This is a genomic window from bacterium (assembly GCA_031082185.1).
GTDB lineage: Bacteria > Sysuimicrobiota > Sysuimicrobiia > Sysuimicrobiales > Humicultoraceae > VGFA01.
This window is the reverse complement of the sequence record JAVHLI010000025.1, coordinates 1-13,840: the sequence shown is the minus strand read 5'-3', so window position 1 is coordinate 13,840 and position 13,840 is coordinate 1. Positions and strand designations below refer to the sequence as shown.

7 protein-coding genes are annotated in these 13,840 nt (G+C 64.1%); 1 reads left to right on the top strand and 6 read right to left on the bottom strand.

Annotation, left to right across the window (positions count from 1 at the left end):
• Positions 1-273: 273 nt before the first annotated feature.
• The 5 genes from RDU83_13735 to RDU83_13715 all read right to left on the bottom strand — a co-directional run bounded on the left by RDU83_13735 (position 274) and on the right by RDU83_13715 (position 11,030).
• Entirely contained in the window at positions 274-957 is a 684-nt protein-coding gene (locus RDU83_13735) for a phosphohydrolase (GenBank protein MDQ7842062.1), read from the bottom strand.
• 242 nt (positions 958-1,199) lie between these two features.
• Complete coding sequence (locus RDU83_13730; protein MDQ7842061.1) at positions 1,200-1,529, bottom strand: hypothetical protein; 330 nt, start codon at positions 1,527-1,529, stop codon at positions 1,200-1,202.
• 352 nt (positions 1,530-1,881) lie between these two features.
• A complete protein-coding gene (locus tag RDU83_13725) occupies positions 1,882-10,353 on the bottom strand; it encodes a glucoamylase family protein (GenBank protein ID MDQ7842060.1) in 8,472 nt (2,823 codons plus the stop codon).
• A 240-nt stretch (positions 10,354-10,593) separates the two neighbouring features.
• Entirely contained in the window at positions 10,594-10,761 is a 168-nt protein-coding gene (locus RDU83_13720) for a hypothetical protein (GenBank protein ID MDQ7842059.1), read from the bottom strand.
• A gap of 47 nt (positions 10,762-10,808) precedes the next feature.
• Positions 10,809-11,030: a hypothetical protein gene (locus RDU83_13715; protein MDQ7842058.1), complete on the bottom strand. Its 222-nt coding sequence runs from the start codon at positions 11,028-11,030 to the stop codon at positions 10,809-10,811.
• A gap of 477 nt (positions 11,031-11,507) precedes the next feature.
• On the opposite strand from RDU83_13715, the gene RDU83_13710 reads away from it, so the two are divergent.
• On the top strand, positions 11,508-12,167 hold the full coding sequence (locus RDU83_13710; protein ID MDQ7842057.1) for a Crp/Fnr family transcriptional regulator: 660 nt from the start codon (positions 11,508-11,510) through the stop codon (positions 12,165-12,167).
• A 25-nt stretch (positions 12,168-12,192) separates the two neighbouring features.
• On the opposite strand, the gene RDU83_13705 is transcribed toward RDU83_13710, so the two are convergent.
• A complete protein-coding gene (locus RDU83_13705) occupies positions 12,193-13,425 on the bottom strand; it encodes a trypsin-like peptidase domain-containing protein (GenBank protein ID MDQ7842056.1) in 1,233 nt (410 codons plus the stop codon).
• Between the last annotated feature and the right edge of the window lie 415 nt (positions 13,426-13,840).

The window sequence follows — 13,840 nt, the reverse complement described above, 5'->3', positions numbered from 1 at the left end:
CCGCGAACCCTGTCTCATGAAGCAGGGCGGCGACCAGCGAGCCGACTCTACCCAAACCAAGGACCAAAACGGATCTGATATCTCCAGCCACGAGGACCTCCTGGCTGCGGGGTCGTCAAGGAAGACCGCGCAGTCCTGTGCCGTCCATGTACTGGTCCGACAGGCGTGGGCCGCTTTCCTGCCTTCCGGGCTTCGTCGCTGCCGCGAGGTCACGCGCTCGTCCGGCGCGGTCCAGGTGTTCCGGGTCCGATGATTGTGTCCGCAGGGACAGGGTTACGCCAGCGGGCGAGGCGTGCCGAGGAACCGCGCGACGGCCTGCTGGCCGATCGCGCGGCCGGTGGCAGTGCGGTAGGAGTGCTCGACCAGGATGCGGGCCTCTTCCGGCGTCTTTCCGCCGCATTCCTCGGAGATGTTCGCCAGGCGGTCGGCGTCCCAAAGGATGCGGGACTCCAGCGTATCGCCATCGCGGACCGATTGGTTGCTGCCGATAATGCGCAGAACGTGCCCGGCGCGCTCGGCGTCCACCCCAAGGCGCTCCAGAATAGGACGGGCGATGGGCGGCCCTTCGTGCAGAACCGCAGCCGCGCGCACGATCAGCGGGTCGCCCCCTTCACCGGCGAGTATCTGCTCGGCGTAGTCGAGCACCGCCAAAGCATGGCGGATACGGCGCTGGTCGTCTCCGAACACGACACGCATCTCGCGTATCAGAGCATCCACAAGCGCCTCCCCCGCGTCGCCGGCCGGCTGCCCCAGGCAATTCGCGGCGAACTGGCACCACTGGGCGCAGCCGAGGTCGAATCGCGGGTTTGACACGATCCCGCCGCAAGCGTGGCAGCGGCGGCGTGGGTCGTCTTTCCAGAACTCCAGGGGCTCACCGCAGCAGGAACACGGCGACTCGAAGACGTCCGCCGGCTTCCAGTACCGCCTGTCCTGGCCTGGACACTGGCTCATGGCCATGATGCGCCTCCTGCCGCGAGGGCGGCGCGGCCGCTTCTGCGTTGCGGCAGCGCCCTCGTCCATTGTGATCGTAGAGCGGGGGGCGAGGGAAAGCCTTGATGCAAGTCAAGAGCGGCCGACTTCCTGACCCCAGCGCGAAGGACCACAACAGAAGGAGGGCAGGAAATAACTCCTGCCCTCAACGAGGCTGAGTGTTGGAGACTCGCTCAACGCGAATGCAAACGCATCCTGGTAAGGCTCGCCTATTTCTGCATCAGGAATTCAAGCCCGTCGGCGCATGCTCGGCTTACAGTATAGCCGGCCTTCTCTTCCCCGGGCATTCTGTCCCAGCCACCCTTTTCAATGAAGGCGCCTCTCTCCCAGGAACTTATGTCCTTCAGTTCTTTCAGTTTCTCTTGAGCGTCCGGTTGCTTCATGAATTGCGCGACGCAGATCGCCGCACGCGTCGCCAAGACCGCCTCGTCCGTCCTCTGTAGGGTGGTGCCCCTGGTTGTCCAACCACCCCACGCAAACCCGATGATCATTGTGATGACTGCCCCGATAATCAGACCCCAGATTCCATGCTTAATCATCGCCTAGTACCTCCCCAAATTGTGGTGACGTTACTGCCTCATGAACAGTACCGTGTGGGTCCTCCCTCTACCCCTGACTTGATTTCCGGACTCTTCCAGCGACTCCCCGCAACGGTCCGTGCCGGTAAGCTCGGAACAGAGCCGACCACCCCGACCGTAGGCAGACCACCCGGCCACTCTCAGCAGGCCCATATTCAAATGGCTCCGAGGGAAACCAGGAACAAAGAAGTGAGACGAGGCGCATCCGCCTCGCCTAACATCATTGTACCACGTGCCACTTGTCAGCGCCGATTTGAGTCTCCCAGATCGCCAGAGAGCGACCTGAGGAGGCCTCTGCTCCGCGACGGCAGGTTCAGGCCGGAGGGAGGGCGTCCTTTGGATCCCCCATCACGACATGGACCTTATGGAGCAGGCCATCGTCTGCGAGTTGAATGGCAGAGGGATCTACGGCGCTGCCGTCGAGGGTCGCCTCTGCGATTCCGCGACAGCGCCAACCCGGGTTCACCACGTTGATCTCGTAGCGGGTGCGACCAAAGCGCCAGGTTATCGAATAGCCGGGCCAGGAGGCCGGGATGCACGGATCGAGCGCGAACGTGGCGCCGCGGCGCGCAAGCCCCAGGACCGACTCGAGACCCAGGCGATACAACCACGCCGCCGATCCTGTGTACCACGTCCAGCCTCCCCGGCCCATGTGAAGCGGATGGGCATACACGTCCGCTGCTACCACGTAGGGCTCCACCTTGTATCGCTCCACCTCTTGCGAGGACCGCGCGTGGTTTATGGGGTTGAGCATGTGAAAGAGCTCGACCGCTTCGTCCCCGTTACCGAGCTTCGCGATAGCCATGGCGGTCCAAATGGCCGCGTGGGTGTACTGGCCGCCGTTCTCCCGGATGCCGGGCAGGTAACCCCTTATGTAGCCGGGGTCGCACATCGATGTGTCGAAGGGCGGGGTCAGGAGCAGACTGACCTGCGCCTGGCGGCGGATCAGGAAGGTCCGCACCGCGTCTATCGCGCGCTCGGCGCGTCGAGCCGGAGCCGCATCGGAGAGGACGGCCCAGGACTGGGCGATCGCGTCGATCTTGCAGTCCTCGCTTTGCGCCGACCCCAGAGGCGTCCCGTCGTCGAAGTAGCCCCGAAGGTACCAATTTCCATCCCATGCGAGTTCGAGGACCCGCGCAAGCCGGGCGGCTTGGCTACGGTACAGGGCGACCCGGGCGCCGTCCGCGCGCGCCTCACACAACAGCGCAAAGCGGCTCAACACGGCGTGCAGGAACCAGCCGAGCCACGTGCTCTCGCCCTTTCCCAAATGCCCCACACGATTCATCCCGTCGTTCCAGTCGCCGGTACCGATCAGGGGGAGTCCGTGCACACCGGCCGTCAGCGCGCGCTCGATCGCGCGCACGCAGTGCTCGTAGAGCGTTCCGCTCTCGGCGGATGCCCGGGGGCTGCCATAGGACTCGTGTTGCCCCGGCTCAAGGGGCGGCGCCTCCAGGAACGGCGCCGGGGCATCAAGCACGGTCTGATCTCCTGTCGTCTCAACATAGTGCGCGACCGCATACGGGAGCCAGAGGAGATCATCCGAGCATCGGGTCCGCACACCGATGCCGGTCCCCGGGTGCCACCAGTGCTGCACATCCCCTTCGCTAAACTGCCTAGCGGCCGCCCGGAGCAGATGGTCCCTGTAGAGGTCGGGCCGCACAAGGGTGAGCGCCATCACGTCCTGGAGTTGATCGCGGAACCCATACGCGCCTCCGGGTTGGTAATACCCGGAGCGTGCCCACAACCGGCAGCTCAAGTCCTGGTACAGCAGCCATCGGTTCATGATCACGTCGAACGAGTCGTCAGGCGTGTGCACCACTACGGCGTCGAGCACCTCATCCCAACGTGTCCGGACGGCTTCGGCTACAACCTCAGCGGCTTCCACGGTGCCGTGGCGCAGCATCAGATCATCCGCGTGCGCCTTGTCCTTCCCCTCTCCCAGCAGCACGAGCTGCCGCCGCGTCTGGCCGGGCTCCAGCCCGATGCGCGTGTGGAGGGCGGCGCATGGATCCAGGCCCGCGCCACACCTGCCCGAGAGACGCCTGCGGCTAAGCGCCGCAGGCCGCGCCAACGAGCCGTTGCGGCCCAGGAACTCAAGCCGGTCGCCACAGACCGAATGCAGCGCTTTGCTTGCCTGGGCAAAGGCGATTCGCCCCCTGAACACCTGGTCATAGGGATTACGTGCTAGGATCGCGTGCCGCTCGTGATCGACTTCGGTCACCACATGGAGGTGCTCGCCGGCCCGCAGGGGCCCAAGTGCCCACTCGTTGTAGGCGAAGACGCTGAGGCTCAACCGTCGATCGGTGTGGTTCGTAAGCGTGAGCAGTGAGAACTTGACCGGATCGTCGGGATGCACAAAGACGTCCAGTTCCTGGGCAATGCCGTGCGTCATGTGCGAGAACCGGGTCATGCCCGCGGAGTGCCGCACCACCCACCGGCCGCTGCGGCTGTCGCGGCGCATGGGGCCGGGCGTCGCGGTCCAGACGTCGCCTGTGTCATCGTCGCGCAGGAAGATGGCTTCCGCGGTCGGATCGGTAACCGGATCGTTCGCAAAGGGGGTCAGCCGGTGCTCCCGGCCGTTCTCGGCCCAGGTAAATGAAGCTCCTGAGGCCGTCACAATAGTGCCGAACTCGGGATTGGCGAGCACGTTGGCCCAGGGCATCGGCGTCTCCTGGTCGCCGTCGAGCACAACCACGTACTCACGACCCTCGTGCGCGAAGCCGCCCCTCCCGTTGGCGAACGTGAGCGACGGCACCTCCGGTACCGGGGCGACGTCCCCCTCGGCTCTTAACTCGGAAGGGCGGCGGGGAACGAAGGCGGTCGGCCACCCTGGCTCCGCAGCCGGTACGTCCAGTTGGCTCGCCAGATCACCGCGGTCGCCGCTCAGGACCGCGCGAGCGGCAGCGGCGAGGAGCACGCGGCCAGATTCACCCAGGCCATCTCCGCGCAGCAGGAACACGCCGCCGGGACGGTCCTTCCACGCGGCCCACGATCCGCTTTCCAGGAGCGCCTCGATCTGCTCGTGGACTTCATCGCGGTAGCCGATCGCATGGTCGTTCAGGACCACGACATCGGCGCTCAGGCCCTTCAGGCGCCAGTACTCCTGGGCCTTCAAGACCTGCCGCACCAGCGGGATAGAGTCCTCCTCCAACACCCGCACGAGCAGGATGGGAAGATCACCTGAAATGCCGTGCCGCCACAGCTCGGGTTGCCCCAGCGTATTGCGCGCCAGGACCTCCGGGGCCGCTCGCAGCGAGGCATTGGTGTAGAGTACGCGCGAGGCCAGCCGCGAGAACAGCTGGGAATCCTCGGGGGTGATAGCAAGGTGCCGGAGTTCCATCTGGGAGTGAGTGAAAGCAAGCGCGAAGGCGCGCGCGGCGGATGCTGGATCGTGGTATCGCTCCGCGAGCGCCACGGCTGCCTCGCGCCCAGACGCCATCCCAGTGGAAAACGTCATGCGGATAAACCCTCCCGGAGCCAACCGGACGCGCAGTCGCAGGCTGGCTATTGGGTCGAGCACAGCGCCCGTCGCGCCCGTTAGAGGCCGCCCATCGAGCGCGACGGGGTCGTCGGGTCCGCGCCCTCGCCCCAGGAACGCCGCCCTATCAGTCTCCCACTCGACCGGGCCCTGCATCTGTCCTTCGATGCCGAGGACGTGCACGGCCCAGACGCCGGGTTCGCCTGCATGCCGGCGCCGCTTCCCGCACAGCAGCGCCGTGCTCGCAGGCAGATATGCGGTCTCGAGGAACAGCTTGCCGACGGCGGGATGGGCCAGGTCATCCACGGGAGATGCCAGCGCGAGCTCAACGTAGCTCGTCACCTCGATCTCGCGGGCCCGGTCACTGGTGTTTGTCACGGAGAGCCGGCGTACTTCAACGTCGTCCTGAGGAGATACGGCGATCTCGAGCTGCGTGTCGATCTCGTCGTCCCTGCGGTGAAATACGGCTTTGTCAGGGCGAAAGGTGACGAGGTACTCTTCCGGTTCCTTGCGCACCGGGTGGAAGGTCGCGGACCAAACAGATCCGCTGCGAACATCGCGCAGGTATATGAACTGGCTCCCTAGGTCGCGCGTGCGGTCTTCCCGCCACCGCGTCACGGCCTGGCCCCGGCTCATCGAGGCGCCGCCCCCGGCGTTGGTGACGACGGCCGTATAGTTGCCGTTCGACAGGAAGTGCGCCGCGGGGAATGGCGTATGCGGAGACCGAAACCGGCGGACCGTGTTCCCAACCGCGGCCGGCGCACCAGGAGTCGCCTCGGCGGGCCTGGCTCGCGTGATAGCGTAGCGCCTGGCCAGCCTTTCTTGAAGAAGCAACTCCGTGGCCTGCACCTGTGGATCTGCGTGGAACCGCTCTTGCATGATGGAATGGCGCAGCACGTTGTCTAGGGCGACGAGCGACATCCCCTGATGGTGGGCCAGGAAGGCTTTGACGACGACCCCGGGCGCGTGACCGCGTGTCCGCTTCCCCTGATCGATTGCCTCGGAGGGCCCGTACGTGGTGTAGTCGATGCTCTCGTAGTAGCCATAGCGTCCCTCCAGGCCCTCCCGTGAGAGACGCCTCATGTTGCCCACGGCGTGTTCCGGATCGACCAGGGCGGCCAAGAGGGTCGCGTAGGGTGAAATCACCAGGTCGTCCGCCAGCCCGCGCTTCAATCCCAACCCAGGCACCCCGAACGCCTTGTACTGATAGTGACCCCGGTGGTCCAGGAAATTGAACGCCGATTCCGAGATGCCCCATGGGACGCCGCGGGTCCTCGCATACTCGATCTGGAGCCGCACGACGTTCGAACAGGTCTGATCGAGGAGCGTTCCCGGGTACGTCTTTGTCAGCAGAAGCGGCATGAGGTACTCGAACATCGACGCGCTCCAAGAAACCAGGGTGGGGCGTCCGCCTGCGCTGACGAGCATGCGTCCCAAATGGAACCAGTGCTCCTGCGGAACGTCGCCTTTCGCGATGGCGATGAAGCTTGCGAGCCGCGCCTCCGAGGCAAGCAGGTCGTAGAAGGACGGGTCGTACCGTCCGGGACCTTCGGCATCGGGGAGCCGGTAGCCAATTGCAAAGAGCTTGCGCTGTGAGTCGAAGAGGACCGTGAAGTTCATGGCGTCCACGAACGAGGCGCTCCGCTCGGCCAGCCCTTCCAGCCGCTGGGCGAGGGCCGGATCTCCGCCCACGTGAGTGTAGGGCTCCATGGCCTCCACGAGCCGCTGTGACCAGAAAAGAACCTCCTCCCGGTCGGACGAGGCGGTGGATTCTTCCTCGAAAAGCGCGATCGCCGCCCGGAGATGGGCCGCTCGATCAGCCAGGCCTGTGAGCTTCGCTGCCGGCGCTTCCGATCCCGCGAGCACACCCTGAACCACTTCGACCTCACGGCGCAGGCCTACGGTGCGATCTTCCAGCGCCTGATGGCCCGCCCCGACGGCGGCCAGGCTTTCCAGCACAATGCCCGCGACATCGCCACAACCCTCACACTGCTTCGCCGCGTCTTGGGGTTCGTTCGCCACCTGGCGGAGCCCGTGGGCGAGCGCGATCAAGGCGCCGGCCAGGTTGCCGCTGTCTACCGTCGAGACATAGCGCGGCGAGAGCGGCGCGAGGGTCGTCGTGTCGTACCAGTTCAGGAGGTGGCCTTCGAAATGCTCGAGCGCCTCGATCGTCAGCATCGCGCGCTCCAGCCTCTCAACCAGCTCTGACGTGGAGACGTAGCCAAGGTCGTGCGCGGCCAGCGTCGAGAGGAGTCCCATGCCTATGTTGGTCGGTGACGTGCGGTGGGCCAGGACCTCCACCGGCGCTTCCTGGTAGTTGTCCGGCGGGAGCCCGTGGTCATCGGGTCCCATGAACGTCTCGAAGTATCGCCAGGTCTTGCGGGCCATGCGCCGGAGCAGCGCCCTCTCAGCAGGACCGAGGTCGAATCCCCGGGCGACGATTGGGCGGCTGGCCCAATACGCAATGAGCGGCGCTGCCAGCCACAGGATCAGGAAGGGAGCCGCGACGAGCGCCGCACTCGGGCGGGTGGCGAGTATGATCCACAACAGGACACAAGCGAAGAGGGGGCTGCCGGCTATCTCGATCATGAACCGTGCGATTCCATACCCACGAACGAGGCGCGCGACTCTCGCCGCCGTTTCCCACTCTAGAAGCCGCCCTCGACCGGTGATCAACCGCACAAGGGTGATCACGATCGCATGCGCGATTCTGTAGGCCTGGTAGACGAGGAGCGTGACGGTTACGAGGAGTTGGGCGACCGCGGTACCGAGATCCTGCCCGACGGCTCTCAGGAACGCCTCCCACGGCTGATGGAATGAGGGCCCGCGGATCAGCCGCGCGAGAGACTGGTAGACCGGGAACGCCATCACCGCCAGCGCGGCCAGCGTCCAAACCAAAGGGGCCCCCGGCAGCATGGTCCAGGCGGCGGCCAGAAAGACCACGAGGGCCGGCGGCACGAGGCTACGACGCAGATTGTCCAGGATCTTCCACCGGCTGATGGCCGGAAGGCTGTTCCGCTCGAAACCGCGTTGCGCGGGAACCCATGGGAGAAGCCAGGGGAGGATCTGCCAATCCCCGCGCACCCATCGGTGCTGCCGGTGCATGTGCGTCAAGACACTCGACGGATAGTCATCCACGACTTCCACGTCCGAGACCAGTGCTGGGCGTGCATAGAGCCCTTCGAAGAGGTCGTGTGACAGCAGCGTGTTCTCCGGGACCCGGCCATTGAGGGCCGCCGTGAACGCGGCGACGTCGTACAGCCCTTTGCCTGTGTAGATACCCTCCGAGAAGAGGTCCTGGTAGGTATCCGAGACGGCCGTGGTGTAGGGGTCGACGCCGATGTGTCCCGAGTAGACGCGCGAGAAGAGGGAGCCTGCGACGCTCGACATCGTCACGCTGACCCGGGGCTGCAGGATACCGTACCCTGCGATCACCCGCATCACCTTTGGGTCGACCTGGGCGCGGTGCAGCGGGTGGAGGGCGATTCCGATAAGCTGCCTGGCGGCATCCCGTGGGAGACGCGTGTCGGCATCCAAGGCGATGCAGTAGCGGATCTTCGGCAGTATGGAGAGGTCACCGACCTGAAGGCAGTAACTCGTATCCGTGGCGCCCAGGAGGAGACGGTTGAACTCTTCGATCTTCCCCCGCTTGCGTTCCCAGCCCATCCAGCAGTTCTCTATGGGATTCCAGCGCCGCGCGCGATGGAACAGGTAGAACCGGTCGCTCCGTCCCTGCCCGTACCGCGCGTTGAGCTCCTCGATGCCCTCACGGGCGGCGGCGAGAATCTGAGGATCATCCGGCATCTCAGCCGCAGGCGCGTCGGTGAAGTCGCTGAGAATGGCGAAGTGGATACGGGCATCGGCATTACCCAGTGCCCGGACCGCGAGGTGCTCGAGGAGAGCGTGGACTTGCCCGACCCTGGTGAGCAGCGTCGGGACGATAACCATCGTCCGCCCCTCCTCAGGGACCCCTCCTTCGAGGTCCAGCCGGGGGAGGCGGAGCGGCGGCACGAGCGTGGCCGCGAGCCACTGGACGAGCGCAATCGCGAGATCGCTGGCGGGGATGAGTGCCAGTCCGGCAACCCACGCGGCCCCACGCCAACCAGGAGCAAGAGCCATGGCCAGGATCACACCCAGCGCGGTCAGCGCGCTGGTGCCCCCCAGGTAGAAGAGCGTGGCGTGTCCGACGATGAACCGGTGTATCCTCTGGCTGAAGCCGGGCTGGTAGGCGACGTGAGCCTCAAGATCCCTCCGGCCTTCTCCGATCAGGTGGTAGCCAACATGGGCTGCCCGATGGCCTCCGGGGTTCTGGTTGGCAGCCTGCCTCGCGCGTTCGATGCTTCGCAGCGCGACGCGCATCTGGGCTTCGCCCGTTGGCTCGGCGAGTTCTTCGACGGCCTTGCGATACCGGTCCCGGCTGGCGAAATCCATGTTCGCGTAGACGCCGGCCGGATCGCGTTGAAGAACCTGCTCGACCAGACTGACGCGCTCGAAGAACCTGCTCCAGTCCAGGGAGGAGCAGAACCGGAGACTGGTGATCGCATTCCCCATCGAGACCTGACAGGCGGCCTGCTCCTGGTGCTCGGCGCGAATCACATCCTCGGGAGTGAGATTGCCCGCGGCTAGCCTCTCGTCGAGCCGGGCGCGCAGATGGGAGACCCGAGGGCCGAATTCACGCACACGCTCCAGGAGGCGCACGACATAGGCCGTGGGAAGCGTACCCGGGAGATCCGGCGGCGGGCCCTCGGCCGGCGCGGCAGCAAAGCGGGCGAGGTATTGATCGGCTTCGACGCGCCCGGCGCGGCTTGCGAGGACTTCCTCGGCGAGTCTCCGGAGATTCTCGATCAACGCCACCTTGAGCATCGTCGGCCACGCCCAGAGCTCGCCGATCGTGAGGGGCGCCAGCGTCTGAAAAGACGAGACGAATCGGGTGAGTCGTTGTAGATCGAGCCGGCCCTCGCTGTGGCGGATGAGCTCCACCGCCATCGCGTACACGCGGACGGTCTCGACCGGTTCCCCGGATGTGATCTTTGGCAGTTCTAGGTAGTAGGAGCGCGGCAGACTGACCCGAACCGCCAGAAGCTCGGACTCAACGACATGGAAGTTGTCAAGAAGCCACTCCGCAGCGGGTACGAGAGCCTCGGCGCCCCGTACGTCCGCTGCAAGCGTGCGGTAGGTCCGGCGCAGGCTCCGATCGTTGTCGTCGAGCCTCGAGAAGAAGCGTGGCGCCCCGCGCCGCGAATTCCGCGCCGGCGTGAGGCGAGTGGCCAACGCTTTGGCGAGCGCATCAAGACCTTCGACGCTCAACAACTCACCGCGGAGAGGTCCACGATCTCGCATGGAGCTCGTGGAGCCGGCCGCAGTAGCCGTTGCGCCGCGCAGGTTTCTAAGAAAGCCGATGAGGATCCCCTTCGGGCTCTATTGAGATGTGGCTACGCGAGGGTCGCTAGAATGCCTACGGTCCGTCCACGGCATCCTTGTTACATCATAGCCGCTAGGGCACAGCAGGTCGAGGACAAGGAAGAAGCCGGCTCGCCTGGCCCCCGCTCACGTCCAGCCTCCTCTCGGCCGGGCGACGGCCAGACCGGCATCGAGAACGACACGGCCTGCGGGGCGTTCCTGCGGGCCCTCCTCGAACGTGGTCTGCGGGTGGCCGAGGGCCTGCTGGTAGTGATCGATGGCCGCAAGGGTTTGCGGCGCCCGGTCTTGGGACATCCTCCCACAACGCGCTCCGTGTAACGACCGTGCAGCAGGTGCAGCGGCTAGCTCTTCTTGCTTCCAAAGAGCAGGAGCACGCCGCCAATCACTATCGCCCCCACGCCAGCCCACACTGGGACGTTGACCGTCTGCTTGTCCTTTACCGACAGCTCAATCGGTCCCAGCTTGACCTCATGGGTCTCCTTGGTGTAGCTGAAACTGCCATACACCAACCCCAGGACACCGGCCACGATCAGCACGATTGCCGCAATCTTGACTGAGTTCATTTCGTCTCCTCCTGTTAAGTGGACTCTTGGATCCCCACACGGACGGCCGCCAGGGAGTGACTATCACAACATGAATGAGTCCGCCCATGGTGTGCGCGGTGGCAAACTTGCCATATCTTGGCGAATCGTGAATCCGGCGGCCCACTGCCGCTGAGGCTGTCCCAGGACCAGTTTGAATGTGAGAGCAGCCCCAGCCATCATTACGCCACCATCTCCTCCTTCCCCTGCGTGTCCCCCTGCCAAGGTGCCACGCGTAGTTGCGGTAGCGCGCGGTAGCCGTGCCGCCGAAGTTGCACATCGCGCTCAAGGCCGCTGTAGTGCGGGAGAAGGAGGCTAGGGTAGCGTGATGAGCGCTGGGGGTTGCTCCCAGAAGATCACCTACCCTTGGGACACCCTCCATATTGACAGGGAAACGATGTGATTTGTATAAAGAGTCTAGGCAGTGTGACATCATCCTTGCACACTGGGGGCCATCGTATGAGAAGCAAAGATTCCGCACGGACTCAGCAGTTCGTTCTCAAGACCTTCTTGGCAAGCGCGGGTGATGGGCGGACTGTTGTGGGGTTGCAAGAGGGGCAGAAGCTCTTCTCGCAAGGAGATCCTGCTGATGCCGTTTTCCACATTCTCAATGGCAAGACCAGGCTCACGGTACTATCCAGACAGGGGAAAGAGGCGGTCATCGCGACGTTAGGGCCAGGCGATTTCCTTGGCGAAGGCTGCCTGGCCGGTCAACGCTTCCGCATGGCGACTGCTGTGGCGGTGACCGCGGGCTCTATCATGAGACTGGAGAAGAATAGCATCATCCGCCTGCTGCATGACCAGCCTAAGTTCTCAGAGCTGTTCATGTCGTATGTGCTCTCCCGCAATGTTCGCATAGAAGAGGACCTAGTCGATCAACTGTTCAATTCAAGCGAGAAACGGCTGGCGCGGGCCCTGTTGCTGCTTGCGCACGTCGGCAATGAAGAGGCCAAGACCGTGGTTCCCAGGATCAGTCAAGAGACTCTGGCGGGAATGATCGGTACGACGCGGGCACGCGTGAGTCTCTTCATGAACAGGTTCAGGCAGTTGGGCTTCATTGAGTACAATGGTGAGTTGCACGTGCACAGTTCACTCCTGAATATCATCCTTCACGACTGAGTCCCGGATCTCTTGCCGCGCAACCTCAGGGCGTCGTGCTGACCAGTTCTTGCACGAACCGCTCCTTGGTCTCCCCGAGTTCTCTCACAGTTCGAATTGGACCAACTGAAGGGGCTCTCCAGGTCGTAGTAGTCACGTGCCACACCCGTTGTTGTCCACCGCGGGTATCCACCTGGAGTATCGTCTCGACGACCTTCATACACTGCGCATATGTCCCAGCGGGAACCGTCAGGACCTCGCTGAGGCCCTCGATTCTGGTGGTCGACGTGAGTTGGCGAACCAGTCCCTGAGGAGGGTACTGGTCCGTTCGGCGATCTTGCCACGTCCGGCCCCCGAACGGCGGAAGAGGCAATATGAGTCGTGGCTCTGAGGCAAACACCCATCCGCCTTGCGAAACCGGGAGACCCAGGAGCCCATTTGAATCCAGGTAGCTCCTGGACTCCGCGCCCGTGGAGTCTCGTGCCCGAACCAGCAGTGCACCATTGTAGTTGTCTACCTGCAGATCCTCACTGGTAGCCCCTGCGACATACCCCTGCTGGCCGGTCGAGCCGGGATCATAACTCCTCCGCCACACCGTTCGCCGGCCGACCCGAACGGGCACGTACTCCATTCCCGTGACCTTCACTTCACGGATGCGCGGTGCGCCATCATCCGAGGCCGAGCCTGCCAGGCCCCGAACTCCGTTGATAACCCAGACCGCGCCGGTCTTCCCGTTCTGGCCGGCCATGAGTGTGGCGATCCCTACGACGCGACCCTGACGATCAACGACCGGCCCGCCGCTGCTTTCCGGCTCCATAGGCGCGTCCGTCTGGACCCAACCGGGCCGGAGAGTGCTGACGATACCCCGAGTAACCGTCACTTCTCCGGTACCGACTGAGCCCGGATATCCGAAGGCCAAGAGCTCCTGACCCTGACGCAACGTGTCTGAGTCCCCAAGAGGAAGCGACGGCAAGTCTGAGGCGTTGATCTTGAGCACTGCTGCGTCTGTTGCCACCTGTAATTCTCTGCCGGCGTAGTCTTCTCGGCGGACGTAGTCGACTACGGTAGCCTGGAAGCTGCGCTGGTCGGGAAGCGTCACGATGATCTCAACAGCACCCTCTATCACACGGTGATTCGTAAGGATCAGTCCGGAGGGATCATACAGAAAACCAGACCCACGGACTGCCCGGCCATTGACGTGCTTGACCGAGATCAAGACCACCGCGGGCTTGATGCGGGCAACTATTCCCTCATCTTGTGCCTGCGTGGGTTGCGCCATGGTCCATATCAGCGCAACTACAACGCAGACAACAATGGCCGCGTTGAGAGACGAAGTCCTCTGCGGACCACCGCCCGCGATCGCCCGCCATATATCCCTGCCACTACCAGCGCTTCTCGCCACGTCTGTGATGATCTACCCCCTTCTCGGTGTGCGACCAGACCCATACCATTGTACGCTAACAAGCGTAGCGCCTGACCGTCTGTTCAATATTGAACAGTTCGGTTGCTGCTGCCTCGCATCGGCCAAGGAACGAGAGGCCAAGAGACGTGAGCACGTGTGAGCAATTTTGAGCAGACGGCACATCCTCGTCGTGTTACTTGTGTTATGCGAACCGGATAGCGTCCTGACGAACGGTCCATTAGCGGAATCGCGGGACCAAAGTCAAGGACAGCGGAAGGAGGAAACCGATGTA